The sequence below is a fragment of the Pseudonocardia sp. ICBG1293 genome (assembly GCF_020131355.1).
Lineage (GTDB): Bacteria > Actinomycetota > Actinomycetes > Mycobacteriales > Pseudonocardiaceae > Pseudonocardia.
On sequence record NZ_JAHLEL010000008.1, the window covers coordinates 1 to 26,174 of the forward strand.

Genomic DNA, 26,174 nt, shown 5'->3' on the forward strand with positions numbered 1-26,174 from the left:
ACCTGCCGCACCTGTTCGCCGCGGTGCTCGCCTCGGTCGGCGCCGGGGAGCAGGGCGACGACCTGGCCCTCACCCTGTCGGCGAGCTCGTTCGCCGACGGCACCCGGGTCGCGGGCACCCGGCCCGAGCTGGTGCTCGCGATGTGCGAGGGGAACCGCGGCGCGCTGCTCGCCGCCGTCGACGACGCCCTGGGCCGGCTCGGCGCGATGCGCGGGGCGCTCGCCTCGACCGGGGGGCTGGCCGCGACCGTGCGCTCCGGGCACGAGGCACGGATGCGCTGGGCCTCCACCCGCGAGCCGCTGGAGGTACCGGTCGATCTCGGCGCCCCGGACGTCTTCGCCGAGCTGCGCGAGCTGGGCCGCCGCGGCGACGTCGTCGAGCCGGTGAAGCGCTAGAGCGTCACCCGGGAGGCGATGCCCGGGTAGCCGAGGACGAAGCCGTCGTCGTCGACGGTGATCTCGGCGGTGAACGACCCGGCGGCGAAGCCGACCACGGCGGGCGTCCCGGGGGCACCCGCCGACACCGTCCGGTAGGTCTGCTCGGTGTTCTCGACGGTCAGCGTCGGCAGGTCGACGAACACCATCGGCAGCACGTGCTCGGCGGGCTCGCGGTGCAGCGCGAGGCGGCGGACCGGCAGCGCGTTGAAGACCGGGCTGAAGGCCAGGTCGACGTCGCGGGCGCCGCCGAAGTGGCCGCGGCTGCCGCCGGAGCCGTCGTCGACGAGCCAGACGCCGTCGGTGCTGCGCGACAGCGTGAGCTGCTGCTCCCCCTCGGCGGTGGCGACGTCCACGGCGAGCCGCGACAGCGTCCCGTCACCGGCGACGACGAGCCGGTAGGACGCCGTCAGCACCCCGCCCGCGCCACCGCGGATGATCCGGCCGACGGCGCGGAAGCCACCGCCGTGGGACGTGACGCGCGCCGACTCCATGCCCGCGGCGCCGTCGGTCTCGGGGTCGGACCGCCAGGTCAGCATGACCGCCACGCGCGTCACCTCCGGGTCGTCGATGTCGCGCACACCGAACCACACCGTCACCGGTGCCACCCGAACGGGTGATGATGGCGGGTGGTCAGCCCGGTTCGCGACGCACGTCGTCGGCGTCGACGTCGTCGCGGATGCCGCGGAACACCGGCTGCCGCAGCCGGCCCGCCGCCGTCCACCCGAGGTGGGCGACCTCGACGACGACCGCCGGGGAGCACCAGTGCGCACCCGTGGCGTCCACCCGGGGCAGGACCTGCGCGAACGGGGATCCCGGTGCCGCGGTCAGCCGGGCGGTGAGCAGCTCCTGCACCGCCGTCCCGGCCAGCCCGGACCCGACCCGCCCGGCGAACTCCAGCCCGTCCGGACCGGGGACGCCGAGCAGCAGCGCGCCGATCCGCCCCGCGCCCCCCGGTCCCCCGCCGCGCTCGGGCTTCCACCCGCCGACCACGCAGGACTGGGAGTGCCGGTGGGCGATCTTCACCCAGTCCGGGCTGCGTCGTCCGGGCCGGTACCGCGAGGCCTCCCGCTTGGCGACGACGCCCTCCAGCCCGCGCGACGCCGTCACCTCCAGCAGCGCGGCCCCGTCGGGGTAGCGCGGCGAGGTCTCGACGTGCGCGGTGGTGGCGAGGTCGAGCCGCTCCAGGGTCGCCCGGCGCTCGGAGAGCGGGCGGTCCAGCAGCGGCACCCCGTAGAGCCGCAGCACGTCGAACACCATGAACGTGACCGGGCGGCCGCCCGCGGGCCCGTGGATCCGGTGGGCGAGCGCGGCGAAACTGGGGACGCCGCCGTCGAGCAGCACCACCTCGCCGTCGAGCAGCACGTCCGGGGCCAGGTCCACCAGATCGGACAGTTCCGGGAAGTTCGCGGTGACTTCACGGCCGGAGCGGGTACGCAGTCGCAGTGCCGGCCCGCCGGCGCCCTCGGTGACGTCGGCCAGCACGCGCATGCCGTCCCACTTGACCTCGTAGGACCAGCCGGCACCGGTCGGGAGCGGTCCGGGGGTGGCGAGCATGGGCTGCACACCGTCATGCTGTCACCGCGACTCGCGCGAGGGGGGACCACATGCGGGCGATCTGGAGCGGTGCCGTCTCGTTCGGGCTGGTCAGTGTGCCGATCAAGGTCTACTCGGCCACGTCGAACCACGACGTGCGGTTCCATCAGGTGCACGGCGAGGACGGCGGGCGCATCCGCTACAAGCGGACCTGCGAGGTGTGCGGCGAGGAGGTCACCTACGCCGACATCGTGAAGGGCTTCGAGACCCCCGACGGCGAGCTGATCACCCTCGACGACGGCGACCTCGCGTCGCTGCCGGTGCGGACCGGGCACGAGATCGACGTGATCGAGTTCGTGCCGAACGACCAGATCGACCCGATGCTGTTCGACAAGAGCTACTACCTCGAGCCGGAGACCAAGGCCGCCAAGCCCTACGCCCTGCTGCGCGAGGCGCTGGAGGAGACCGACCGCACCGCGGTGGTGAAGGTGGCGCTGCGTCAGCGTGAGACGCTCGCGCTGCTGCGGGTGCGCGGCAAGGCGATCGTGCTGCAGACCCTCATCTGGCAGGACGAGATCCGCGAACCGGACTTCGACATCCTGGACAACGACGTCGACCTCAAGCCGCAGGAACTGAAGATGGCCTCGTCGCTGGTCGAGAGCATGGGCGCGGACTTCGACCCGTCGGAGTTCCACGACGAGTACCGCGACGCCATGGCCGACCTGATCGAGGCCAAGAAGTCCGACGGCGACGCCCGCCCGGCACCCGCCGCGGAGGCCGCCGACGACGGCGGGGACTCGATGAGCGACCTGCTCTCGGCGCTGCAGGCCAGCGTGGACGCGGCCCGGTCGACGACGTCGGGCTCGGGGGGCGCGTCCGGGTCGTCGCGTTCCCGGTCCTCCCGCTCGTCGTCCGCGAAGTCCGGCTCCGGCTCCGGCTCCGGCTCCGGCTCCGGCTCCGGCTCCGGCGAGAAGAAGACCCCGGCCCGGCGGTCGTCCACCCGCTCGACGACGGCGGAGAAGGACGACGCCGCCACCGGCACCGACGACGCGAAGCCCGCCAAGCCGGCCACCCGTCGCCGGTCGACGAGGAAGAGCGCCTGAGCGGCGCCCCGCTCAGGGTCCGAAACTGGACTCCGGCGGGGCCTGGTCGTTCTGCAGGGCACCGAACAGCGCCTGGGCCCGCGACCGGTCCCAGCGCAGGTTCGACCCGCCCGCGCTGCCACCGATCGGGACGGTCGTCTGCACCCCCTCACCGCCGGAGACGCCCCTCATGCCCCAGGCCAGGCCGGCCAGGTTCCAGATGTGGTCGGAGTCGTCGACGCTGATCGTGCCGGTCACCGCGGACGCCAGCGGGACCATCCGGAACGGGTTGACCAGGGTGAGCGGGCTCGTCGCCTTCCCGAGCAGCGCGGACAGGAACTCGCGCTGCCGCTGGACCCGGTCGAAGTCCGATCCGGGCGTCGCGCGGGTGCGGACGTAGCCGAGCGCGGTCGTCCCGTCGAGCTCCTGGCAGCCGGCCTGGATGTCCAGCCCGGCCTTCGGGTCGTCGATCGCGCGGGGGACGCACATGTCCACCCCGCCGACGGCGTCGACCGCGCCGACGAACCCTCCGAAGCCGACCTCGACGTAGTGGTCGATCCGCAGGCCGGTGGCGCCCTCCACGGTCTGCACGAGCAGCTCCGGACCACCGAACGCGAACGCCGCGTTGACCTTGTTGCTGCCCCGTCCGGGAATCGGGAGGTACGAGTCGCGCGGGATGGAGACCAGCACGCTGCCGGAGCTGCCGGTGTGCAGCAGCATGATCGTGTCGGTGCGCTGGCCCGCCGCGTCGCCGGTGGCGAGGCGCTCCTCGTCCTCCGCGGAGAGCCCGTCGCGGCTGTCCGAGCCCACGATCAGGTAGTTCGTCCCCGACGACGACGCCGAGGAGTCCGCGGGCAGCGCCTGCACCCGGGTCATGTTCTGGTCCAGGTAGACGCCGAACCCGACGAACGCGACCAGCAGCAGAATCAGCACCGCCTTCCAGCGCCCACGGCCTGCCCGGCGGACCCGGCGCCAGTCCGGCATCGACGGGCCGCGGGTGACCCGGCCGTCACGGGGCGCCTGCGACGCGGGATGCACACCGGCCCCGGCCGCACCGGCGCCCGCTCCGGCGGGACGCGGCAGGGCGGACCCGCGCGGCGGCACCGGGGCGACCCGGGTCCGTGGCGGCGGCGCGGCCGCACGGCCGGGCGGCGGCCTGCGCAGCGGTCCGCGCCCGCCGCGCCCCGGCGGGGTGCCCGCCAGCTGCTGCGGCGGTGACGGCGGCGGGAGCGGACGGCCCCCGTGGCCGGGCAGCGGGTCGCGGGGCTGGCGGGTCCAGCCGGGACTGCCGGGCCGCGCGGGCCGGCCGCCGCGCGGCGGCTCGCCCTGCGGCGGACGCCCGCCCGCGGGGGGCGGGCCGCGGAAGTCTCCGGCCATGCCTGTCCCACCCTCCGATCGGCCCGGGGTCAGGGCACCGGTGGCCGACGATACTGGGCGGGGGTGCACCGAGCGGGCCGGACGCCGTGCCGGTCCCCCGCACCGCTGCTCCCGGGGGGCTCCGGAGCGCTCCGCACCTCGACGGTGACCCCGGGAGCAGCCGGAGGGCATGATCGTCGTCGATGGACCTTCCGCTGTACGAGGACGACCTGGACGCCGACGGGGTGATCCGGGCGTCGGCGATCACCCCGCACCGCCCGGACATGCCGACCGCGGCGGTGCTGTGCTGGTTCCCCGAGGTCGTCGAGGACCTCGGGACGCGCTCCACGGCGGTGACCGTGCTGCGCAGCGAGCTCGGCCGCAGCCCGGTGTGGCGCACGACCGGCCCCGGCGGGACACCGGTGGCGGTGCTGCACCCGGGCGTCGGCGCGCCGCTGGCGGCGATGTTCCTGGAGCACCTCGCGGCACTGGGGGTCCGCACCGTGGTCGGCGTCGGCGGCGCCGGGGCGCTGCGGCACGAGCTGACGCTGGGGCACGCGGTCGTCCTGGGCAGCGCGCTGCGCGACGAGGGCACCTCCTTCCACTACCAGCCGCCGTCGCGGACGATCGACGCCGACCCGGACGGGGTCGACGCGCTCGTCCGGGTGCTCGACGACGCCGGGGTGCCGCACGTCGTGGGGCGGTGCTGGACCACCGACGCGGTGTTCCGGGAGACCCCGGCCCGGGTCGCACGGCGCCGCGACGAGGGCTGCGCGGTCGTCGACATGGAGGCCTCCGCGCTCGTCGCGGCGGCCCGGCGGACCGGGGTCGGCTACGGCCAGGTGTTCCTCGCCGCGGACTCCCTCGCCGGGCCGGAGTGGGAGCACCGCGGCTGGACCGACGCCCGCGAGGCCCGGGCGGGCCTGTTCGGCCTGGCCCTGGCCGCCGCCGAGGTCTGGGACGCGGACCGCACGGCCGGGCACGGGCCGACGGGCCGGGCGGGCGGGGGACCCGCCGCGCACCCGGCGGGCGGGGCCGGGACGCCCTAGCGTCTGCGGGCATGCGCGTCCTCGTCACCGGCGGTGCCGGCTTCATCGGGTCCCACGTCGCCGACCGGTTCGTCGCGGACGGCCACGAGGTCGTCCTGCTCGACGCGCTGCTCCCGCAGGCCCACGGCGGCGAGGCCCCGGAGCTCGGCCACGAGCTGATCCGCGGCGACGTCCGCGACGGCGAGACCCTCTCCCGGCTCCTGCCCGGGGTCGACGCCGTCTGCCACCAGGCCGCGATGGTCGGGCACGGCGTCTCCCCCGCCGACGCGCCCGACTACGCCTCCCACAACGACCTCGGCACCGCGGTGCTGCTGGCGCAGATGCACGCGGCGAAGGTCGACCGGCTGGTGCTGGCCGGGTCGATGGTCGTCTACGGGGAGGGCCGCTACGACTGCGCCGACCACGGCGTCGTCCGGCCCGGGCCGCGTGCGCACGACGACATCGACGCGGGCCGCTACGAGCCCCGCTGCCCGGAGTGCGGCAAGGACCTCGAGTCCGGTCTGGTCCCGGAGTCCGCGCCGGTCGACCCGCGCAGCACCTACGCCGCGACCAAGCTCGCCCAGGAGCACCTCGCGAGCGCCTGGGCCCGCCAGACCGGCGGCACCGTGTGGTCGCTGCGCTACCACAACGTCTACGGCCCGCGGATGCCCCGCGACACCCCCTACGCGGGCGTCGCGTCGATCTTCCGGTCCGCGCTGGAACGTGGCGAGGCACCGCGGGTCATGGAGGACGGCCGGCAGCGGCGGGACTTCGTGCACGTCACCGACGTCGCCGCGGCCAACGCCGCCGCGCTCGTCGCCGACCCGGAGCCGACCGGGTTCGGCGCCGCGAACGTCTGCTCGGGCGAGCCGCACACCATCGGCGACCTGGCGGCCGAGCTGGCCCGCGCGATGGACGGCCCCGAGCCGGAGATCGTCGGCGGCGCCCGCCCCGGCGACGTGCGCCACGTCGTCGCCGACCCGGCCTTCGCCGCGGCCCGGCTGGGCTTCCGCGCCCGGACGAGCTTCACCGACGGGGTGACCGCGTTCGCGACCGACCCCCTCCATTCGCCGATCACCACGAACCGCTGAAGGACGCGATCCGAACCCCTGGCGGGACCCTCCCGCATTCGGCGGGCGGAGACCCGGCCGAGAGGTGAAGATCGCGACGTGCACCCGGAGATCGTGCTGCCGTGCCTCGACGAGGCGGAGGCGCTTCCGTATGTCCTGAAGCGGATGCCCGACGACTGGCCGGTGATCGTCGTCGACAACGGGTCGACCGACGACACCGCGGCCGTCGCGCGCGGGCACGGGGCACGGGTCGTCGTCGAGCCGCGGCGCGGCTACGGCGCGGCCGTGCACGCCGGGCTGGAGGCGGCTACCGGGGAGCTCGTGGCGTTCCTGGACGGCGACGGGTCGCTGGACCCCGACGTGCTGCCCGGCATGGCCGAGACCGTCACGTCCGGCCGGGCCGACATCGCCGTCGGACGACGGGTGCCGGACACCGTCGGGGTGTGGCCGTGGCACGCCCGCGCGGCGAACGCGGTGATCGCCGGGATGCTGCGCGGCCGCGGTGTCCCCGTGCACGACATCGCCCCGATCCGGGTCGCGCGCCGGCAGGCGCTGCTGGACCTCGGCGTCGAGGACCGGGCGTTCGGCTACCCGCTGGAGCTGCTGCTGCGGGCGGGCCGCGCGGGCTGGCGGTTCGACGAGATCCCGGTCGCCTACTCCCGGCGTGCCGGCGGGCGGTCCAAGGTCTCCGGCTCGGTGAAGGGCACCGTCCGCGCCGGGCGCGACATGGTCCGGCTGCTGCGATGACCGCCCCCGTCACCACCGTCGTCCTGGCCAAGGCCCCCGTGCCGGGGCGGGTCAAGACCCGGCTGTGCCCGCCCGCGACACCGGAGCTCGCCGCGGCGATCGCCTCGGCGGCGCTGCTCGACACCCTCGACGCGGCCGCCGGGGTGCCCGGCGACACCGTGGTCGCGATGACCGGGGACCGGGCCGCCGCCAGCGGCGCGGCCGAGCTGGACGCCGCGCTGGACGGGCTCGCCGTCGTCGCGCAGTGGGGGGACGGGCTGGCCGCGCGGATCGCCGCCGCGCACGCCGACGCCGCCGCGCTGCATCCCGGCCGGCCGACCCTCCAGGTCGGTATGGACACCCCCCAGGCCTCGGCGGAGCTGCTGTCCCGCTGCGCGGACCGGCTCGCCGAGCCGGGTGTGGACGCCGTCCTCGGTCCCGCCACCGACGGCGGCTGGTGGGTACTCGGTCTGCGCGACCCGCTCGCCGCCGTCGCGCTGCGCGAGGTGCCGATGTCGACCGCCGAGACCGGCGAGCGGACCCTGGACGCCCTGTGGGCCGCCGGGCTGCGGGTGGTCCTCGTCGAACCGCTGACCGACGTGGACACCGCCGCCGAGGCGGTCGCCGTCGCCGCCGGGCTGGCCGGGAGCCGCTTCGCGGGCGCCGACGCCGAGCTGACGCTCCGATGTCCGGAGGTGTCGGTGTGACCGTGACCGCCGCGGGGTTCGACATGCCGCTCTCCGGGGCCCCCTCCCGGCTGCTGTGCGACGACGGCACCGAGATCGCGCTGGACGTCGACCGCTGGGCCGACCCGGCGGGGGGCTGCGACGACTGGCTGCTGCGGCACTGCGCCGGCCCCACCGTCGACCTCGGGTGCGGGCCCGGCCGGCTGCTCGTCGCGCTCGCCGCGCGCGGGATCGCGGCGCTGGGCGTCGACGGCTCCCCGGTCTCGCGGCTGCTCTGCGCCCGCCGCCACGTCGCCATGGTGCAGGCGGACCTGTTCGGCCCGTTGCCCGGTGAGGGCAGCTGGTCCCACGTGCTGCTCGCCGACGGCAACCTCGGCATCGGCGGCGACCCGGCGGCGCTGCTCGCCAGGGCGGCCCGGCTGCTCGCCCGGGGCGGGACGATGCTGGTGGAGGCCGATCCGCGGCCCGAGCACGCCTGGCGCGGCACCGCGCGCGTGCTGTCCGCCGGCGGCGCGGGCGAACCCATCCCGTGGGCCGCGCAGGGTGCGGTCCCCCTCGCGGTCACCGCCGGGTGCGCCGGTCTGCGGGTGACCGACGTGCACCTCGGCGCCCGGGTGTTCCTGGAGCTGACCGGGCCGTGAGACGCGTGGTGCGGTGGCGCAGCCCGATCCGTGGCCCCTGGCTGACCGCGATGTTCGCGCTGCCGCTGCTGGTGAGGCTGCCGGTCGTCGCGTTCACCGGGCTGCTCGACCGGCTCGCCTACGGCCGGGAGCAGGCCATCCCGGCCGCCGACGCCGTCGGCGGGCTCCAGCTGCCGTGGTGGGACTGGCCCGCGTCGCCGGCGTGGCTGTTCCGGCTCACCGAGGGCCTGCACGTCGGTCTCGGCATGGTGCTGGTACCGCTGGTCCTGGCGAAGCTGTGGTCGGTCATCCCGAAGCTGTTCACCGCGCCCGAGCGCAACCCGGTGAAGCTCCTGGAACGGCTCTCGCTGGTGCTGCTGGTCGGCTCGATCCTGTTCCTGATCGTCACCGGCCTGCTGAACGTGCAGTACGACTACGTGTTCGGCTTCTCCTTCTACGACGGCCACTACGCCGCGTCCTGGGTGTTCCTGGCCTCGTTCGCGCTGCACGTGGTCACCAAGCTCCCGACGATGGTCCGCGCGCTGCGCAGCCGGTCGCTGCGCACCGAGGTCACGACGCCGCTCGCCGCCACCCGTCCGGAGCCGGCGCACCCGCTGGTCGCACCGGACCCCGACCCGCCGACGATGTCGCGGCGCGGCGCGATCGCGCTGGTCGGCGGCGGGATGGTGTTCGTCGCGGCGCTGACCGTCGGGCAGTTCACCGACCGGTTCCGGGCGACGGCGCTGCTGCTGCCCCGGGGCCGGACGACGGCGCCCGACAGCACCGAGCGGGGCGGGCCGAACGACTTCCCGGTCAACCGCACGTTCGTCGCGTCCGGGATCGCCGCGGCCGCCGTCGGCGAGGCCTGGACGCTGACCGTGAGCGGGGGCGCGGCTCCGGTGGTGCTGGACCGGGCGGCGCTGGCCGCGCTCCCGCAGCACACCGCGGAGCTGCCGATCGCCTGCGTCGAGGGCTGGTCGACCTCCCAGGTGTGGACGGGTGTACGGCTCACCGACCTGGCCCGCGCCGCGGGGGTGACCGACCCGGAGACCGCCGAGGTGCGGTCGGTCGAGGTGGGGAGCCCGTTCGCCCGGTCGCTGCTGAACCGGGCCCAGACGCTGTCCCCGGACTCGCTGCTCGCGCTGCGGGTCAACGGCGCGGAGCTCTCCCCCGACCACGGGTACCCGGCGCGGCTGATCGTCCCGGCGCTGCCCGGGGTGCACAACACCAAGTGGGTCGCGACGATCGGGTTCTCCCGTGCTGCTCCTCGGTAGCCGTCTGCTCGCCGCCCTCGGCTGCTTCGCGCTCGCCGGGTGGGCGGTGTACGCGATCGTCGGCGGATCCCCCGACCTGGTCACGATGGCCTGGTGGTTCGTCGGGGCGGTCCTGCTGCACGACCTGGTGCTGTTCCCGCTCTACGCCACCGGGGACCGGCTGCTGCTGATCGTGCTGCCCCGCACCCGGGTACCGCTGGTCAACCACGTGCGGATCCCGGCGCTCGGCTCCGGCCTGACCCTGCTGATGTTCCTGCCCGGGATCATCCGGCAGGGCGCGGGGAGCACGCTGAACGCGACCGGGCTCGACCAGGAGCCGTACCGGATGCGGTGGGTGTGGCTGACCGTCGTGCTGTTCGCGGTCTCCGCGGTCGTCTGGACGGTGCGGACGCTGCTCGCCCGCCGGGCAGTATCGGGCCATGGGCGAACCCGTCTTCGACAAGCGTGACCAGCTCGACACGGTGGCCGCGGGCCTGCTGGAGGGCGAGCGGATCATCGCCGTGTACGACGCGATCGGCGTCGGCACCGGGTTCCTCGGCCTCACCGACCTGCGGGTGGTGCTGCAGGACAACTCCTTCGCCGGCAAGCGCACGGCGATCACCTCGATCCCCTACGGCCGGATCTCCTCGGTCTCCTTCGTCGCCGACCGGAACGTGCTGGGCCGGTTCGCGAGCTCCGGCCGGATCGCGGTCACCGTCGGGACGGCCGTGCACGAGGTCGCCTTCCGCGGTGACGACAAGGCCCGCCACGCCCACGACGTCATCCTCCGGTACCTGACCCGGCCGTGACCGGGGGCACGCTCGGCGGCGGCCGCCCGGCCGGGTTGCGACACTGGGGCCATGAGCACCGGCACCGTCCCGCCCGCCAGCACTCCGGAGCCCACCGACGTGCTCGTCGTCGGGGCGGGGCCCGCGGGGTCGGCGGCGGCGGCGTGGGCGGCGCGGCAGGGACTCGACGTCGTGCTCGCCGACTCCGCGACCTTCCCGCGGGACAAGGCCTGCGGCGACGGCCTGACCCCCCGGGCGATCGCCGAGCTGGGTCACCTCGGCCTGGGTGAGTGGGTGGCGGGCCACGGCACCAACCGGGGTCTGCGCGCGCACGGGTTCGGCCAGGTGCTGGAGCTGCCGTGGCCGGGTGGGTCGCTGCCGGCGCACGGCTCGGCGATCCCGCGCACCGAGCTGGACGCGGGCATCCGCCGGGTCGCCCTCGAGGCGGGCGCGGTCCCGATGGAGGGCGCCAAGGCCGTCGACGTGACGTTCTCCGGTGGCCGGGTCGACTCCGTGCTGTTCGACGACGGCCGCACCGTCCGGTGCCGCAGGCTGGTCGTCGCCGACGGGGCCCGCTCCACGCTCGGACGGGTGCTGGGCCGCGAATGGCACCAGGACACGGCCTACGGCGTCGCCGCCCGCGGCTACATCACCTCCGACCGGCACGACGACCCGTGGATCAGCTCGCACCTGGAGCTGCGCGGCGAGGCCGACGAGGTCCTGGCCGGGTACGGCTGGCTGTTCCCGCTGAACGACGGCCGGGTCAACATCGGCGTCGGCACCCTGGCCACCGACCGTCGGCCGGCCAACATCAGGCTGCGCGGCCTGATCGACCACTACGCGAACGCCCGTCGCGGCGAGTGGGGGCTCGGCCGGCGGGTGGAGCTCGTGCGATCGGCACTGCTGCCGATGGGCGGGGCCGTCTCCGGTGTCGCCGGGCCGAACTGGGCGCTGGTCGGCGACGCCGCGGGCTGCGTGAACCCGCTCAACGGGGAGGGCATCGACTACGGCCTGGAGACCGGCCGGCTGGTCGCGGAGCTGCTCGCCTCCGGTGCCGACCTGGACCGGGCCTGGCCCGCGACCCTGCGTTCGCACTACGGCCTGGCGTTCTCGATCGCGCGGCGGCTCGCCGGGCTGATCACGATCCCCCGGCTGCTGCCGCTGGCCGGGCCGATCGGGATGCGCTCGCAGGCGCTGATGACGGTCGCGCTGCGGGTGATGGGCAACCTCGTCACCGACGCCGACCGCGACCTCACCGCCCGCGCCTGGCGGGCCGCCGGGAAGCTGTCGGTCCGCCTGGACGACCGGCCCCCGTTCCCCGCCGCCGACCTGCGCACACCGGCCCCCGTGCGCTGACCCCTCCGGTCGCAGGATCACCGGGTGGTGGCAGCGCGCCGCCCACCGGGGTGACCGGTGCCGGACGGTACGGTCCCCGCCAGGAGTTCCGCCACGGCGGCGGACGGCCGGTGCGCGCGCCCGCGGCCCGGCGGCACCAGCAGACCGGGAGGGCCCGTGACCCGCGGCGACGATCCGGAGCGCACCCGCAGGGACGCGTCCGACCCGTGGCGGACGGGGAACCGCCGGCAGCGGCCGCCCGGCGGCCCCGCGCCCGACCCGACCCGCCGCGTCGGCGGGGCCCGGCCCGCGCCCCGGCGCGCCGACGACGACCCGGCGACCCGCAGCAACGCCCCGGACGCCACCCGCCGCGTCGGCCCGCCCCCCGGTCCCGGACGTCCGGCGCCCGGCGGTCCCGGCCGCCCCGGTCCCGCGGACGGCACCCGCCGCCTCGGACCCGGCGAGGGCCCGACCCACCACCTGGGAGCCCCGCCGACCGCGGCGTACGGCGCGCCCCGACCGCCGCGGCCGGACGCGACCCGGATGATGCCGGCGCCGATCACCGAGCCCGAGCTCCTGGGCGGCCGGTACCGGCTGGAGGGGCTCCTCGGCCAGGGCGGGATGTCCGACGTCCACCGGGCCACCGACACCCGTCTCAACCGGCCGGTCGCGGTGAAGATCTTCGGTGCGGCCGACGACCCGACCGCCGACCAGCGTTTCGAGCAGGAGGCGCAGGTCATGGCGAACCTGCGTCACCCCGGGCTGGTCGCGGTGCACGACTTCGCCGTCGAGGCCGACCGCGCCTACCTGGTGATGGAGCTCGTCGACGGGCCGACGCTCAAGGACGTCATCGCGGCCGAGGACCTGCCGCCCGAGGACATCCGCCGGATCGGCGCCGAGGTCGCCCAGACCCTGGCCTACGTCCACTCCCAGGGCGTCACGCACCGCGACGTCAAACCGTCCAACATCCTGGTCGACTCCGACGGCCGGGCCCGCCTCGCCGACTTCGGCATCGCCGCCCTGCTCGGCGCCGACGGCCACACCGCGGCCGGCGAGATCATCGGGACACCGGCCTACCTGTCGCCGGAGCAGATCCGGGGACACCAGGTCGGGCCGCCGACCGACGTCTACGCACTCGGTCTGGTCCTGCTGGAGGCCTGGACCGGGCGGCAGGAGTACCAGGGCCAGGGGCTCCACGGCGCCGCCGAGCGCGTGAACCGGGCCCCGGTGGTGCCGGCGGACGTGCCGGAGCCGCTGCGGACCGCGATCGCGCAGGCCACCTCCACCGACCCCGCGCGACGCCCGGACGCCCGCCGCGTCGCCGAGATCCTGGCCGAGCCGACCGCGGTCGCGACGCCGGTCGAGCCGGAGCCGGAACCCGGGCCGCGCGATCTCGGTTCGTCGGGGATCGGGAAGTGGATCGCGCTCGGTGCACTGCTCGTCGCGCTGCTGGTGCTGCTGCTCGGGTTCCTGCTGTTCGGCAACGACGACTCCGACACCCAGGCCCCGCCGGCCACCACGTCCGCCGCACCGACCACGACCGAGCAGCCGACGACCGTGCAGCCGACGAGCGAGACCACGACGGGCAGCGACGACGGCGGGTTCAACCTCCCCACGAACATTCCGATCCCGACGAACATCCCCATCCCGACCGAACTACCCACGAACCTGCCGATCCCGACGAACCTGCCCGACCCCGACCAGCTCGGTCAGCAGGCGGAGGGCTTCTGGCAGTCGATCCAGCGCTGGTGGTCGGGCATCACCGGGAACTGACGTGACCCGTCCGACCCGGTGCGGCGCGCGCCGGGCCGGACGGGGACCATCGGGGGTGACACGGGCGCGGTGGGCGCCCGGCGACCACCTGCGGAGGGGTTGTTCTCGGTGAGCGCGAGCACGGAGCAGGCGACGACCGACGCGGCCGGCGGTGCGCAGCCCGCGCCACCTGTGCCCGCTCGGCGCGACCGCCGGGGCCCGCTCACCGCGTCCACGGTGGCCCTGGTACTGCTGTGCGCGGGCGCCGCCGTCGCCCTCTCCGTCGGTGACGACGGCTTCTGGCGGCTGAGCGGGCTCCCGGTGCCCGAGCCGGGGCTCAAGGCCGCGACGGTCGTCGCGAAGGTCCTGGCCGTCGCCGCGACCGCGCTCGCCGCCGGGTCGCTGCTGGTCGGCGGCCTGGTCGCGGCCCCGCAGGGGTCCGGGACGGTCGACGTCCACGGCTACCGCGCGCTGCGCCGCGGCACCCTCGCGGCCACCGTCGCCGGGATGTCGGCGATCGCCGCGGGCTGGCTGTCGGTGGCGGACATGACCGGCAACTCCGCCGGCGTCCTGGCCTCGGCAGGCCCGTTCGGGTGGCTGGGCGCCGCCGCCACGATCGAGGAGCCGCTGGGCTGGGCGCTCGCCGGGGCACTGCTGCTGCTCGTCGCCCTGGGGTCGGCGTTCTCGCTGAGCTGGAAGGCCGCCGCCGCGCTCGGCCTGCTCGCGGCCGTGACGATGGCGCTGCCCGCGGCGGTCCACCCGGCCGCGACCGGTGCCGGACACGACTGGAGCGGCGACGCGAACGTGCTGCGTGCCGTCGCCGGGACGGCGTGGCTGGGCCTGGTCGCCGCGCTGGTCGCCTTCCGGGTGCACGGTGGCGGGCTCGCGGGACGCACCGCGGGCCGGGTCCGCGGGCTGCTCGCCGTCGGCGGGGTCGTCTACCTCGTCGGTGAGATCGTCTTCCAGGCGGTGGTGACCGACGCCGGGCCGCTCGGCGGGTCGGCCTACGTGCGGGTCGCCGTCGTGGTCGCGGTGCTGCTCGCCGCCCTCGTCCCGCTGACCGCGCTGCTGGCCCGCGGGCTCGCCGCACCCGCCGGGCCGCTGCCGGGCCGGCTGCTGCCGGTCGTCGCGGTGCTGGGCGCGGCGGTGGGGACACTCGGCGTCGCGAGCATCCGGCTGGTCCCGCCGCGGTTCGTCGTCGCCGACGACTCGGCCCTGCAGACCCTGATCGGCTGGGACGTCGTCCGGCCGTTCTCCGCGCTCGCGGTGCTGACCGACTGGCGCTGGAACCTGCTGTTCGGCACCGGCGCGCTGGTGCTGGCCGGGCTGTACCTGATGGCGGTACGGCGGCTCGCGTCCCGCGGGGTGGTGTGGCCGGTCGGGCGCACCGTCGCCTGGCTGCTGGGCTGCACGACCCTGCTGCTGGCGACGTCGTCGGGGCTGGGCTTCTACTCCCCGTCCATGTTCAGCGTCCACATGATCAGCCACATGACGCTGAACATGCTCGCGCCGATCCTGCTGAGCCTCGGCGGCGCGGTCACGCTCGCGCTGCGGGTGCTGCGCCCCGCGGGCCGTGGCAACCCGCCCGGCCCGCGCGAGTGGCTGCTCGCGGCGGTGCACTCGCGCGTCGCGAAGGTCATGACCCACCCGGCGTTCGCGGCGGTGCTGTTCGTCGGCTCGTTCTACGTCCTGTACTTCACTCCGCTCTTCGACGGGGCCCTCCGGTTCCACTGGACCCACCAGCTGATGAACCTGCACTTCGTGCTGGTCGGCTACCTGTTCTTCTGGCCGCTGATCGGTGTCGACGCCGCGCCGCACCGGCTGCCGCACCTGGGCAGGCTCGCGGTGATGCTCGCGACGATGCCGTTCCACGCGTTCTTCGGGGTCGCGGTGATGAGCTCCTCGACGGTGCTCGGGGAGAACTTCTACCGGCAGGTCGGGCTGCCGTGGCTGGACCTGCTCGACGACCAGCGCACCGGCGGCGGCATCGCCTGGGCGACCGGCGAGATCCCGATGCTGCTGGTGATGGTCACGCTCGTGGTGCAGTGGTCGCGCGACGACTCCCGGGAGGCGACCCGCAAGGACCGGCAGGCCGACCGGGACGACGACGCCGAGCTGAAGGCGTACAACGCCATGCTGGAACAGATGCGCCGGGGCGGTTGACCCCTCAGCCGGGCAGCGCCGTGCCGTCCGGCTCGGCCGCCCGCACGGTCACACCCTGCTCGCGCAGCCGCGCGGCCGCGCCGGCGGGCAGCCCGGAGTCGGTGACCACCGCGTCGAAGTCCGCGAGCCCGGCCACCCGGAAGGTGCTCACCGCGCCGAACTTGTCGGAGCCGGACACCAGGTAGGAGCGCTCCGCGGACGCCATCGCTGCCTGCTTGACCGGCACCTTCGCCTCGACCGGTGTGGTGCTGCCGCGCACGTCGTCCCACGAGCTCGAGGAGATCAGCGCGACGTCGATGTTCAGCTCGCGCACGGCCCGGGCGGTCCGCTCGCCGACGGTGGACCGGTTGCCGCGGTCGACCCGGCCCCCCAGGTGGTACAGCTCCAGCCCCGGGTGGTCGCTGAGCAGGACGGCCGTCGTCAGGTCGTTGGTCACGACCGTCAGTCTGGTGTGGCCCCACAGCAGGGTCGCGACCTGCCCGATCGTGGTGCCCGCGTCGAGGTAGACGACCTGGTCGTCGCCGATGAGGCGGACCGCCTCGCGGGCGATGGCGCGCTTCTCCTGCGGCCGGACCGACACCTTGGCGCGGTAGGTCGGCTCGCTGTGCAGCCTCTCCACCGACCGGACCCCGCCGGGGACCGACGACACCCGGCCTTCCGCCTCCAGCGTGGCGATGTCCCGGCGCACCGTCATGTGCGACACGCCCAGCAGCTCGACGAGCTCGCGGACGGACAGCACACCCGCTCCGCGCAGCTCGGTCAGCAGCCGTTCGCGACGCTGGTCGGGGATCACCGAGCCGCCTCCGGACACCCTGTGTCGTACTCACCGATGGACCCGCGAACGATAGCGCATGTGCCAGTTCGTGAACATTATTGACTCTGGTGTGAACAGCCGTGCTAGCGTCCGCCGCGCCGGGCGGTCGTCGACAACAACGCCGTGCTGTCGCCACCGGCGTTCGAGGAGGTCGCATGCCCCCGTCCGGAGCACCACCGGTGCGCTACGCGCTCACCGGCGCACGGGGCGGCTTCGGCCGGACCCTGCTCGCCCAGACCCGGCACACCCCGCGGGTCGCCCCGGACGCGCTGTGCGACCTCGACGTCGACGGCACCGTCGCGATGTGCCGCGAGCTCGGCTTCCGCGCCGACGACCTGGCCGTGTGCCGCACCGCCGACGAGGTCGCCGCCCGTCCGGCGGGCACCGTCGCCGTCGTCCCCGACCTGGCCCTGCTGACCGGGGCCGGGCACGACGTGCTGGTCGAGGCCACCGGCAGCCCCGCCGCGGGGTACCGGGCCGCCGTCGACGCGCTGGAGCACGACCGGCACGTGGTGATGGTGTCCAAGGAGGTCGAGACGGTCGTCGGCACCGACCTCGCCCGGCGCGCCGCCGACCGCGGTCTGGGCTACGTCCCCGGTGCCGGGGACCAGCCGGCCAACCTCGTCGGCTGGTACGCCCGCACCCGCGAGCTCGGCCTGGAGGTCGTCGCGGCGGGCAAGTCGGGCGAGTACGACCTGGTGCTCGACCCGGCGACCGGCCGGCTGACCCACCTCGACCAGCAGATCGACGTCGCCGACCCGGAGCGTCTGCTCGCCCCGCCGGAGCCCGGCGGGGTCCGGCGCACGCTGGACGCGCGCGCCGACGCCGTCGCCACGATCCGGCGCAGCGCGGCCGCGGACCTGTGCGAGATGGCCGTCGTCGCCGACGCCACCGGGCTGGTCCCCGACGTCGAGACCCTGCACTACCCGGTGGCCCGCGTCGCCGAGCTCGCCGACGTCTACGCCCGGGCGCAGGACGGCGGGGTGACCGGCCGGACGGGCGTGGTCGACGTGTTCACCGTGCTGCGCCGGCCCGACGAGGCCAGCTTCGCAGGCGGGGTGTTCGTGGTGGTGCGCACGCACGACCCGGTGACCTGGGAGACGCTGTCGGGCAAGGGGCACGTCGTGAGCCGCGACGGGCGCTACGCCTGCCTCTACCTGCCCTACCACCTGATGGGCGTCGAGACCCCGCTGTCGGTGCTCGCGGTCGCCGAGCGCGGTGCCGCGGCGGCGCCCCCGGGCCGCGGACGCCACGTCGTGCTCGCCGGTCGGGCCCGGACCGGTCTCCCGGCGGGCCGCACCCTCGCCATGGGCGGGCACCACCACGACGTCGACGGGGTCGCCCCCGTCCTGTTCGCCGCGGCGCAGGCACCCGACGACGTGGCCCCGCTCTACCTGGCCGCGCACGCCAGGCTGGCCCGGGACGTGCCGGCCGGCGCGCCGGTGCGGATCGGTGACCTCGCCGACCCCGACCCCCACCTGCTCGCGGCCTGGCGCACCGGCGCGACCTGCTGACCCCGCCCCCTTCCCGGATCGGATACATCGTCGTGTCGGACATCTACGTCCTCAGCGCGTTCCTGCTCGCGCTCGTCGTGCTCGTCCTGTTCATCGCCCGCTTCAAGGTCCATCCGGTCGCGACGCTGTTCGTCGTGGTCGTCGCGCTGGGCCTGGCGCTGGGCATGGGCGGGACGGGGACGATCGACCTGGTCACCGAGGGGTTCGGCAGCACCCTCGCCAGCGTCGGCCTGCTGGTGATCTTCGGCTGTGTGCTGGGGAAGATGCTCGAGCTCTCCGGCGTCGCCGAGGCCATCACCGAACGGTGCCTGCGGCTGTTCTCCGAGCGGAAGGTCCCCTGGGCCGTCGCGCTCGCCTCGTCGGTGGTGGGCATCCCACTGATCGCCGACTCCGTGGTCGTCATGCTCATCCCGATCGTCTCGGCGCTGGCCGCCCGCACCGGGATCTCGATGATGAAGCTGGGCCCGATCCTCTACATCGGCGCCTACGTCATGACCTCGGTCGTGCCGCCCGGGCCGGGCCCGCTGGCCTCCGCCGCGCTGCTCGGGGTGCCGACCGGCCAGGCGATCCTGCTCGGCCTCGCCGTCGGCGTGCCGGGCATCCTCGCCGCGACCCTCTACCTCACGACGATCCGCACCCACGTCGACCCGAAGCCCGAGTTCGTCGAGCACCTCGCCACCGGTGGGAGCGGACCCTCCGGCGACACCGCCGTCACCGAGCGGACCGCCGTCCGCGGGCCGTCGCTGATCGCCTGCCTGACCCCGATCGTCGCGCCGATCGTGCTGATCAGCGGCGCCTCCCTGCTCGGGCCGCTGATGACCGAGGGCAACCCGGTGCGCGGGGTCCTGGAGTTCGTCGGCGAGCCGACGATGGCACTCTTCCTGGCCTGCGTGCTGTCCCTGCCGCTGTTCCGCGGGCGCTGGCGGGACAAGGAGACCCTGACCGACCTGTTCGAGAGCGGCCTGCGGATCGCCGCGATGCCGCTCGCGCTGACCGGTGTCGGCGGGGCGCTGGCGGCCACCATCCGGGAGACCGGGGTGGCCGAGAGCGTGGCCGAGGGCGTGCAGCAGATCGGCATCTCGCCGATCGTCATCCCGTTCCTCGTCGCGGCCGCCGTGTGCACCATCACCGGGTCGAACATCCTCGGTGTCATGACCGCCGCCGCGATCATGCAGCCGCTGGTGGACGTGCTCGGCCTCGCCCCGATCGCGATCTACCTGGCCTGCGCCACCGGCGCCCAGATCATGAAGCACGCCAACTCGTCGGGCTGGTGGGTCACCACCACGCTGTCCAACATGACCGTCGGCCAGGGGATCCGCTCGATCGGCGTCGCCTCGGTGATCTCCGGGGTGACCGGCTTCGCCGTGCTCAACGTCCTGATCGCCGTCGGTGCCGTCTGACGCCCCCCGCCCCCACCCCAGGAGGACGACCGTGACCACCATCGGCGCCATCGCCGACGACCTGACCGGCGCGACCGACCTCGCGATCGTGCTGACCACCGCGGGGTTCCGGACCGTGGTCGTCCCCGGCGAGGCGGTGTCCGGCGGGCTGCCGTCCGCCGCGGACGGCACCGACGCGGTGGTCGTCGCGCTGAAGAGCCGGACCGCCCCGCCCGCCGAGGCCGTCGCCGCCTCGCTGGCCGCACTGGCGGCACTGCGGGAGCACGGCTGCGACCGCGTCCTGTTCAAGTACTGCTCGACGTTCGACTCCACCCCCGACGGCAACATCGGACCGGTCGCCGACGCCCTGCTCGACGCGCTCGGCGCACCGTGGACGGTGGTCGCCCCCGCGTTCCCCGCGAACGGCCGGACGGTCTACCGCGGCCATCTGTTCGTCGGGGACGACCCGCTGGACGAGTCCCCGATGCGCGACCACCCGCTGACCCCGATGCGCGACTCCAGCCTGCCCCGGCTGCTCGCCCCACAGGTCCGCGGCGGCGCCGGGGCGGTGGGCCTGGTCGGGCTGCCCGCGGTGACGGCCGGACCGGCCGCCCTGCGCGCCGCGCTGGACGAGCGGGCCGCCGCCGGGGCCCGCCACCTCGTCGTCGACGCCGTCCGCGACGCCGACCTGGTCACCCTGGTGGAGGCCACCGCCGACCTGCCGCTGCTGACCGGGGGCAGCGCGGTCGCCCAGGGACTCACCGGGCCGCACGCGGCCGCGGAGGCCGCCGTCCCCGCCGCCGGTGACGGTCCCCGGGTGGTCCTGTCGGGCAGCGCGTCGCAGGCCACCCGGGCCCAGGTCCGGGCGGGTGCCGCCGCCGGGGCCGGGATCCGGCTCGACCCGGTCGCGCTGCGGCGGGACCCGTCGGGCACCCACCGCGCCGTCGCCGGGCAGGTCCTCGCCCACCCACCCGCGGACGGTCCGGTCGTGGTCTACGCGACCGGCGACGACGGCGACCTGTCCGGCCCCGAGGACGCCCCCCTGTTCGAGGAGGCGCTCGGCGCCGTCGCCCGGCTGCTGGTGGAGCACGGCGTGCGGCGCCTCGTCGTCGCCGGGGGTGAGACCTCCGGAGCCGTCGTCGCGGCGCTCGGGGTCCGCGGGCTGGTCGTCGGTCCGCGGCTCGACCCGGGCGTCGCGTGGGCCAGGGCGGAGCGCGGCGACGGTGAGGAGCCGCTCGGGCTGGTCCTCAAGTCGGGCAACTTCGGTGGTCCGGACCTGTTCGTCCGGGCCTGGGACGCGGCGCCGGACGGAGCGGCGTGAGCGCCGCGCCGCTCCCCCCGCACCTGCTCGCGGCCGCCGAACGGGTCTGTGCGGCCGGTCGGCAGGTCGTCGCGGCCGGGCTGAGTCCCGGCGCGTCGGGGAACCTGTCGGAACGGGTCGGGGACCTGGTCGTCGTCACCCCGACCGGGCTCGGACTCGGGGAGCTGGAGCCCGACCTGCTCGCCGTCGTCGACACCGCCGGGGTGCCGGTGGCCGGGTCGGGGCCGTCCAAGGAGGTCCCGCTGCACCTGGCGCTCTACCGGCGCGAGCCCGAGGTCGCCGCGGTGGTCCACCTGCACTCGCCGTGCGCCGTCGCGGCGTCCTGCCTGCCGCCCTGGTCCCCGGCCTCGGCGCTGCCGCCGGTCACGCCGTACTTCGTCATGCGGGTCGGCCGTACCCCCCTGGCGCCCTACGCCCCGCCGGGCTCGGCGGAGCTCGCCGCGAGCCTCGACGGTCTGCCGGGGCGGTTCACCGCCGCCCTGCTCGGCAACCACGGGTCACTGACGGGTGGGCGTGACCTGGACCGCGCGGTCGACGCCGCCGTGGAGCTGGAGGAGGCCGCGCGGGTGACCGTGCTGCTGGGCGGCCGCGAGGCCCGGTGGCTCGACGACGGGCAGGCCGCCGAGCTGGCCGGGCGGTACGGCACGCACTGGGTGCACGGGGCCTGATCCGGACGCCCGGTCTGTTCCGCCGGACGATCCGATGGGCCGACGAGCGTTCCGTAGCGAAACCTGGGGGCATGACCGACACCCTCGTACCGACGACCCGCCCGGAACGCACCGCGTGGGGCGCGGTCGCCGTGATGGCGATGACGAGCTTCGTGCTCGTGCTCGCCGAGTTCCTGCCGCCCGGCCTGCTCACCCCGATGGCCACGGCGCTGGGGATCTCCGAGGGGCAAGCCGGTCAGGCCGTGTCGGCCACGGCGTTCGTCGGGCTCCTCGTCGCCCCCACGATCGGGGTGCTGCTGCCCCGGCTCGACCGCCGGACCCTGCTGACGGCGCTCGCCGCGGCCGCCGCGGTGTCGAACCTGGCCGTCGCGGTGGCGCCGAACTTCGTCGTGCTGCTGCTGGCACGGCTGCTCCTCGGGGCCGCGATCGGCGGGTTCTGGGCGATGTCGCTGGCCGTCGCGGCGCACCTGTCCACGCCCGGGCGGCTCGGCCGCGCAGTGATGCTGGTGAACACCGGGACGACCGTGGCGACGGTCGCGGGGGTCCCACTGGCCGTGTTGCTCGGCTCGGTCGCGGGCTGGCGGGCGGTGTTCGTGGGCGTCGCCGCGCTGTCCGCGGTCACCGCGGTGGCGATCCGCTCGGCGCTCCCGGCGGTGGCCCCGGACGCCTCCGACGGCGTGCGCCCGCTGCTGGACACCCTGCGGGCGCCGGGCATCGCGCGGGGGCTGACCGGTCACGTGCTCACCGTCCTGGGGCACTTCGCCGCGTTCACCTACGTCCGACCGGCGCTGGGGACCGTCCCGGGACTCGACGCCGGCGGGGTGGCCGTGCTGCTGGCGGTGTTCGGCGCGGGCGGTGTCGTGGGCAACGTCGTCGTCGGGCTGGTGGTCGACCGCCACCTGCGGGTCGTCCGCTACGCGGTCCCGTCGACGCTCGCGCTCGGGGTCGCCGCGGTGGCCGTGTTCCCGACGGTGCTCCCGGTGGTCGTCGCCGGCGTGGCCGTCTGGGGGCTGTCGTTCGGAGCGTGGCTCACCGTCGTGACGACCTGGATCGCCCGGGTCGTCCCGAGCCGCATGGAGGCCGGGGGCGGCCTGCTCGTCGCGGGGTTCCAGCTCGCCATCACGGTCGGGGCCGCTGCCGGCGGGCTGCTCGTGGACGTCCTCGGTGTGACGACCACGCTGGCCGGTGCGGCCGTCGCCGCCGCGGTCGGCGGGCTCGTCTTCGGCTCCGCCCCGCAGGACCCGCCCTACGGCGCCGATGCGGGCGCGGACCGGACCGACGACCGCCAGCAGGAGGGCGACATCCCGGACTCCCGGCGGAACGCCCTGGCGAACCCGAGCTCGGAGCGGTAACCCACCCGGTGGGCGACCTCGGCGACCGTGGCGCTGCCGTCCGCCAGCAGTGCCCGGCCGGCGTCGACCCGGGTGGCGACCAGGTAGCCCGCCGGGGTCCGCCCGACGACCTCGGCGAACCGGGCCGCGAAGACCGCCCGCGACATCGTCGCCTCCCGGGCCATCCCGGCGACCGTCCAGGGTCGGGCCGGGTCGGCGTGGATCGCCCGCAGGGCCCTGGCGATCCGGGGGTCGAGCGCCGAGGCGAGCCAGCGGTCGGTGCCGGTCGGCTGCTGCTCGACCCACATCCGCACCGCGGTCACGGCGATCGTCGTGGTGATCCGGCTGCAGATCACGGTGTCACCGCTGCGGACCCGCCCGCCGACGGTGCTCCACCCGCACTCCATCCCGCGGACGAGCGTCGCCATGCCGGGCTCGGCGGGCCCGAACGCGCGGGCGACGAGCACCGACGGCAGCGCCGGGTCACCGTGGGCGCGCGACGGCGGGGCGGCGAGCACGGCGGCGGTGAGGTCCGCCCCGTCCTCGCCGCGGACCGTCAGGTCGGCCCGGTGCGGGACCAGCACGAGGTCGCCCGCCGCGACCGGGAGCCAGCAGCCCGTCGCCGTCCGGACCGCGGCGCGCCCCTCGTGCAGGAACACGAACCCGGCGGTGTCGTCGAGCACCGTGGCGCTTGCGCCGTCGGTGACCCGGGAGCGGCGGGACCGTTGCAGTGCCCACTCCATGCCGGCCAGCATCCTGTCGAGGCGGGTGTCGATCGCATCGGGCACACCCCGATCAGCCCCACCCCCGACCGCGGTATTCCGCCACCGGCGCCCCGTCCACACCCGCCGGCGGCGGTCCACACCCGCTGCAACGGGTGCGGGGACCGGTCAGGGGGTGTGGACCGTGGGCTCGACGTAGTCGGTGGTCTCCTCCCCGACCGGGGACCGGGTCCCGCCGAGGGTGCCGTCGGCCCAGCTCGCCGCCTTCCGCAGCCGCAGGCTGTTGGTGACCACCAGGAACGACGACAGGGCCATCGCTGCTCCGGCCAGCAGCGGGTTGAGCAGTCCGGCCACGGCGATCGGGATCGCGGCGGTGTTGTAGCCGAACGCCCACCACAGGTTCCCGCGGATGGTGCCCATGGTGGCGCGGGCCAGCTCGACCGTCGCCGGGAGCACCCGCAGGTCGTCGCGCACCAGCACGACGTCGGCGGCCTCCAGGGCGACGTCGGTGCCCGAGCCGACCGCGATGCCGAGGTCGGCCGCGGCGAGCGCGGCGGCGTCGTTCACGCCGTCGCCGACCATCGCGACGGTGCGGCCCTGCGCCTGCAGGGCGCGGACGTGGTCGACCTTGCCGTCGGGCAGCGCCCCGGCGACGACCTCGGTGATCCCGCAGGCCCGGGCGACGGCGTGCGCGGCGGCGGGCCGGTCACCGGTGAGCAGCACCGGGTGCAGCCCCATCGCGACCAGCTCGGCCACCGCGACCGGGGCGGACTCCTTCACCGGGTCGGCCAGCGCGACCAGGCCGGCGAGGGCGTCGTCGACGTGCACGGCGACGACGGTGTGCCCCGCCGCCTCCCACCCGGCGAGCCGCCCGGCGAGCGCGCCGGTGTCCTCGGGGGGCCGCCCGACGGTGACGACGCGGCCGTCCACGGTGCCGTGCGCGCCGAGACCGGGCAGCGCGACGAAGTCGTCCACCGCGGGGACGTCCGGCCGGGCGTGGCTGCGGATCGCGGTGGCGATCGCGTGCTCGGAACCGCTCTCGACGGCCGCGGCCCGCGCGAGCAGCTCGTCCCGGTCGCCGTCGCCCGCCACCGCGACGTCGACGACGGTCATCCGCCCGGTGGTCAGCGTCCCGGTCTTGTCGAGCACGACGGTGTCGGCGGCCCGGGTGGTCTCCAGCGCCCGGTGGCCCTTGACGAAGATCCCCAGCTCGGCGCCGCGGCCGGTGGCGACCATCAGCGCGGTCGGCGTCGCCAGCCCCAGCGCGCACGGACAGGCGATGATCACCACGGCGATGGCGGGTGCCAGCGCACCGGCCCAGCCCGCACCGGCCAGCAGCCAGCCCCCCAGGGTGAGCAGCGCGACCACCAGCACCACCGGGACGAACACCGAGGAGACGCGGTCCACCAGTCGCTGCGTCGCCGACTTCTCGGTCTGCGCCCGCTCGACGGCCGCGATCATCCGCGCGAGGCGGGTGTCCGCGCCGACCTGCTCGGCGACGACGACCAGCCGTCCGCCCGAGGCGATCGTGCCGCCGGTCACGGCGTCACCCGGCCCGACCTCGACCGGCACCGGTTCGCCGGTCATCGCGCTGGTGTCGACCGTGGCCCGCCCGGTCTCGACGACGCCGTCGGCGGCGACCCGCTCGCCCGGCCGCACCAGGAAGCGGTCACCCACCCGCAGCCGTCGCACCGGGACCCGGGACTCCGAGGTGCCGGACAGGACCGTGACCTCGTCGGTCTCCAGGGCGGCCAGCGACCGCATGACACGTCCGGCCGAGCGACGGGCGCGGGCCTCGAAGTACCGCCCGGCCAGCACGAAGGTGGTGACACCGGCCGCGACCTCGAGGTAGAGCGGCCCGGACGGGTGCAGCACCGCGTCCCACCCGGTCAGGGTGGTGCGGGTGTCGAGCAGGGCCATCTCCCCCAGCGACCAGGCCGACGCCGAGACCACGCCGAGGGAGACGAGGGTGTCCATCGACGTCGTCCCGTGGCGCAGGTTGAGCACCGCGGTGCGGTGGAACGGCCATGCCGCCCACCCGACGACGGGCAGCGCCAGCGCGACGACCACCCACTGCCAGTAGGGGAACCGCAGCGACGGGACCAGCGACATCGCCAGCGAGAGGTCGGCCAGCGGGATGAACAGGATCAGCGCCACGGCCATCCGGGTCCGCAGCCTGCGCAGCGCGGTGTCGTCGGAGGTGGCCTCGTCGCCGGTGTCGGTCGGGCGGATCTCGGTGGCGCCGTAGCCGGCCTTGCGGACCGTCTCGACCAGGGTCGTCACCGGGGTCGCCGACGGGTACCGGACCAGCGCGCGCTCGGTGGCCAGGTTGACGGTCGCGTCGACGCCGTCGAGCTTGCCCAGCTTGCGCTCGACCCGTCCGACGCAGGCCGCACAGGTCATCCCGTCGATCTTGAGCTCGACAGTACGGACGTCCGTCTCCCCCGCGGTCCGGTCCACGGCGCTGTCGGTACTCACGACCCCATGGTTCTACACGCGATCGAAGATGCGCCACCCGGGCTCCTGACCTGCGACGGACCGGTGCCCCACCGAACCGTTGCACGGCGACAGGGCGTACAACTGGTCGTCGGGAGAG

The 26,174-nt window shown here is 75.6% G+C and carries 24 protein-coding genes; 18 read left to right on the forward strand and 6 right to left on the reverse strand.

Going from position 1 to position 26,174, the window contains the following annotated elements; all coding sequences use genetic code 11:
* On the forward strand, positions 1-395 hold a 395-nt coding region (locus KPF47_RS04845; RefSeq protein WP_224387314.1), incomplete at its 5' end, for a prephenate dehydrogenase dimerization domain-containing protein.
* On the opposite strand, the gene KPF47_RS04850 is transcribed toward KPF47_RS04845, so the two are convergent.
* Complete coding sequence (locus tag KPF47_RS04850) at positions 392-1,033, reverse strand: putative glycolipid-binding domain-containing protein (protein ID WP_224387316.1); 642 nt, start codon at positions 1,031-1,033, stop codon at positions 392-394. The genes KPF47_RS04845 and KPF47_RS04850 overlap by 4 nt on opposite strands.
* 34 nt (positions 1,034-1,067) lie before the next feature.
* Complete coding sequence (gene ligD, locus KPF47_RS04855; protein WP_224387590.1) at positions 1,068-1,991, reverse strand: non-homologous end-joining DNA ligase; 924 nt, start codon at positions 1,989-1,991, stop codon at positions 1,068-1,070.
* 50 nt (positions 1,992-2,041) lie between these two features.
* Between ligD and KPF47_RS04860 the strand changes: the two genes are divergently transcribed.
* Positions 2,042-3,073 carry a Ku protein gene (locus KPF47_RS04860; protein WP_224387318.1) on the forward strand — a complete coding sequence of 344 codons (1,032 nt, stop codon included), beginning with the start codon at positions 2,042-2,044 and terminating at the stop codon, positions 3,071-3,073.
* A gap of 12 nt (positions 3,074-3,085) precedes the next feature.
* Here the strand turns inward: KPF47_RS04860 and KPF47_RS04865 are convergent, their stop codons facing one another.
* Positions 3,086-4,429 carry an LCP family protein gene (locus KPF47_RS04865; protein ID WP_224387320.1) on the reverse strand — a complete coding sequence of 448 codons (1,344 nt, stop codon included), beginning with the start codon at positions 4,427-4,429 and terminating at the stop codon, positions 3,086-3,088.
* 182 nt (positions 4,430-4,611) lie between these two features.
* Here KPF47_RS04865 and KPF47_RS04870 point away from each other — a divergent pair, with 182 nt between their 5' ends.
* From KPF47_RS04870 to KPF47_RS39875, 11 genes are all read left to right on the forward strand, one after another.
* A complete protein-coding gene (locus tag KPF47_RS04870; protein ID WP_224387322.1) occupies positions 4,612-5,457 on the forward strand; it encodes a nucleoside phosphorylase in 846 nt (281 codons plus the stop codon).
* An 11-nt stretch (positions 5,458-5,468) separates the two neighbouring features.
* Positions 5,469-6,527 (forward strand): NAD-dependent epimerase/dehydratase family protein, encoded by a 1,059-nt coding sequence (locus tag KPF47_RS04875; RefSeq protein ID WP_224387324.1) that lies wholly within the window; start codon positions 5,469-5,471, stop codon positions 6,525-6,527.
* Between the two features lie 78 nt (positions 6,528-6,605).
* Positions 6,606-7,253 carry a glycosyltransferase family 2 protein gene (locus KPF47_RS04880; RefSeq protein WP_224387327.1) on the forward strand — a complete coding sequence of 216 codons (648 nt, stop codon included), beginning with the start codon at positions 6,606-6,608 and terminating at the stop codon, positions 7,251-7,253.
* Positions 7,250-7,939 carry a DUF2064 domain-containing protein gene (locus KPF47_RS04885; protein WP_224387329.1) on the forward strand — a complete coding sequence of 230 codons (690 nt, stop codon included), beginning with the start codon at positions 7,250-7,252 and terminating at the stop codon, positions 7,937-7,939. The genes KPF47_RS04880 and KPF47_RS04885 overlap by 4 nt, the downstream gene beginning before the upstream one ends.
* Positions 7,936-8,559, forward strand: coding sequence for a methyltransferase domain-containing protein (locus KPF47_RS04890; RefSeq protein ID WP_224387331.1), 624 nt, complete (start codon positions 7,936-7,938; stop codon positions 8,557-8,559). Before KPF47_RS04885 ends, KPF47_RS04890 begins: the two co-directional genes overlap by 4 nt.
* Positions 8,556-9,812, forward strand: coding sequence for a molybdopterin-dependent oxidoreductase (locus KPF47_RS04895; RefSeq protein ID WP_224387333.1), 1,257 nt, complete (start codon positions 8,556-8,558; stop codon positions 9,810-9,812). The genes KPF47_RS04890 and KPF47_RS04895 overlap by 4 nt, the downstream gene beginning before the upstream one ends.
* Complete coding sequence (locus KPF47_RS04900; protein WP_224387335.1) at positions 9,796-10,260, forward strand: hypothetical protein; 465 nt, start codon at positions 9,796-9,798, stop codon at positions 10,258-10,260. Before KPF47_RS04895 ends, KPF47_RS04900 begins: the two co-directional genes overlap by 17 nt.
* Entirely contained in the window at positions 10,232-10,600 is a 369-nt protein-coding gene (locus KPF47_RS04905) for a PH domain-containing protein (RefSeq protein ID WP_224387337.1), read from the forward strand. The genes KPF47_RS04900 and KPF47_RS04905 overlap by 29 nt, the downstream gene beginning before the upstream one ends.
* 51 nt (positions 10,601-10,651) lie before the next feature.
* Entirely contained in the window at positions 10,652-11,935 is a 1,284-nt protein-coding gene (locus tag KPF47_RS04910) for a geranylgeranyl reductase family protein (RefSeq protein WP_224387339.1), read from the forward strand.
* A 156-nt stretch (positions 11,936-12,091) separates the two neighbouring features.
* Positions 12,092-13,687 carry a serine/threonine-protein kinase gene (locus tag KPF47_RS04915; RefSeq protein ID WP_224387341.1) on the forward strand — a complete coding sequence of 532 codons (1,596 nt, stop codon included), beginning with the start codon at positions 12,092-12,094 and terminating at the stop codon, positions 13,685-13,687.
* Positions 13,688-13,795: 108 nt separating this feature from the next.
* Complete coding sequence (locus tag KPF47_RS39875; RefSeq protein ID WP_224387343.1) at positions 13,796-15,829, forward strand: cytochrome c oxidase assembly protein; 2,034 nt, start codon at positions 13,796-13,798, stop codon at positions 15,827-15,829.
* Positions 15,830-15,833: 4 nt separating this feature from the next.
* On the opposite strand, the gene KPF47_RS04925 is transcribed toward KPF47_RS39875, so the two are convergent.
* Positions 15,834-16,622, reverse strand: coding sequence for a DeoR/GlpR family DNA-binding transcription regulator (locus tag KPF47_RS04925; protein WP_224387345.1), 789 nt, complete (start codon positions 16,620-16,622; stop codon positions 15,834-15,836).
* Positions 16,623-16,798: 176 nt separating this feature from the next.
* Here KPF47_RS04925 and KPF47_RS04930 point away from each other — a divergent pair, with 176 nt between their 5' ends.
* From KPF47_RS04930 to KPF47_RS04950, 5 genes are all read left to right on the forward strand, one after another.
* A complete protein-coding gene (locus KPF47_RS04930; protein ID WP_224387347.1) occupies positions 16,799-18,157 on the forward strand; it encodes a homoserine dehydrogenase in 1,359 nt (452 codons plus the stop codon).
* Between the two features lie 32 nt (positions 18,158-18,189).
* Complete coding sequence (locus KPF47_RS04935) at positions 18,190-19,557, forward strand: GntP family permease (protein ID WP_224387349.1); 1,368 nt, start codon at positions 18,190-18,192, stop codon at positions 19,555-19,557.
* Between the two features lie 31 nt (positions 19,558-19,588).
* Positions 19,589-20,857, forward strand: a complete 1,269-nt coding sequence (gene otnK, locus KPF47_RS39880) for a 3-oxo-tetronate kinase (protein ID WP_224387351.1) — start codon at positions 19,589-19,591, stop codon at positions 20,855-20,857.
* Positions 20,854-21,525 carry a class II aldolase/adducin family protein gene (locus KPF47_RS04945; protein WP_224387353.1) on the forward strand — a complete coding sequence of 224 codons (672 nt, stop codon included), beginning with the start codon at positions 20,854-20,856 and terminating at the stop codon, positions 21,523-21,525. The genes otnK and KPF47_RS04945 overlap by 4 nt, the downstream gene beginning before the upstream one ends.
* Before the next feature lie 71 nt (positions 21,526-21,596).
* On the forward strand, positions 21,597-22,877 hold the full coding sequence (locus KPF47_RS04950; protein WP_224387355.1) for an MFS transporter: 1,281 nt from the start codon (positions 21,597-21,599) through the stop codon (positions 22,875-22,877).
* Here KPF47_RS04950 and KPF47_RS39885 read toward each other — a convergent pair.
* Both KPF47_RS39885 and KPF47_RS04960 read right to left on the reverse strand, forming a co-directional pair.
* Positions 22,772-23,644, reverse strand: coding sequence for an AraC family transcriptional regulator (locus KPF47_RS39885; RefSeq protein ID WP_224387356.1), 873 nt, complete (start codon positions 23,642-23,644; stop codon positions 22,772-22,774). The genes KPF47_RS04950 and KPF47_RS39885 overlap by 106 nt on opposite strands.
* A 102-nt stretch (positions 23,645-23,746) precedes the next feature.
* Positions 23,747-26,056 (reverse strand): cation-translocating P-type ATPase, encoded by a 2,310-nt coding sequence (locus KPF47_RS04960; RefSeq protein WP_224387358.1) that lies wholly within the window; start codon positions 26,054-26,056, stop codon positions 23,747-23,749.
* Between the last annotated feature and the right edge of the window lie 118 nt (positions 26,057-26,174).

Coding starts and splice junctions, on each gene's coding strand:
- ligD (WP_224387590.1), bottom strand. CDS start 1,991: ATGCTCGCCACCCCCGGACCGCTCCCGACCGGTGCCGGCTGGTCCTAC.
- KPF47_RS04860 (WP_224387318.1), top strand. CDS start 2,042: ATGCGGGCGATCTGGAGCGGTGCCGTCTCGTTCGGGCTGGTCAGTGTG.
- KPF47_RS04865 (WP_224387320.1), bottom strand. CDS start 4,429: ATGGCCGGAGACTTCCGCGGCCCGCCCCCCGCGGGCGGGCGTCCGCCG.
- KPF47_RS04870 (WP_224387322.1), top strand. CDS start 4,612: ATGGACCTTCCGCTGTACGAGGACGACCTGGACGCCGACGGGGTGATC.
- KPF47_RS04875 (WP_224387324.1), top strand. CDS start 5,469: ATGCGCGTCCTCGTCACCGGCGGTGCCGGCTTCATCGGGTCCCACGTC.
- KPF47_RS04885 (WP_224387329.1), top strand. CDS start 7,250: ATGACCGCCCCCGTCACCACCGTCGTCCTGGCCAAGGCCCCCGTGCCG.
- KPF47_RS04905 (WP_224387337.1), top strand. CDS start 10,232: ATGGGCGAACCCGTCTTCGACAAGCGTGACCAGCTCGACACGGTGGCC.
- KPF47_RS04910 (WP_224387339.1), top strand. CDS start 10,652: ATGAGCACCGGCACCGTCCCGCCCGCCAGCACTCCGGAGCCCACCGAC.
- KPF47_RS04930 (WP_224387347.1), top strand. CDS start 16,799: ATGCCCCCGTCCGGAGCACCACCGGTGCGCTACGCGCTCACCGGCGCA.
- KPF47_RS04950 (WP_224387355.1), top strand. CDS start 21,597: ATGACCGACACCCTCGTACCGACGACCCGCCCGGAACGCACCGCGTGG.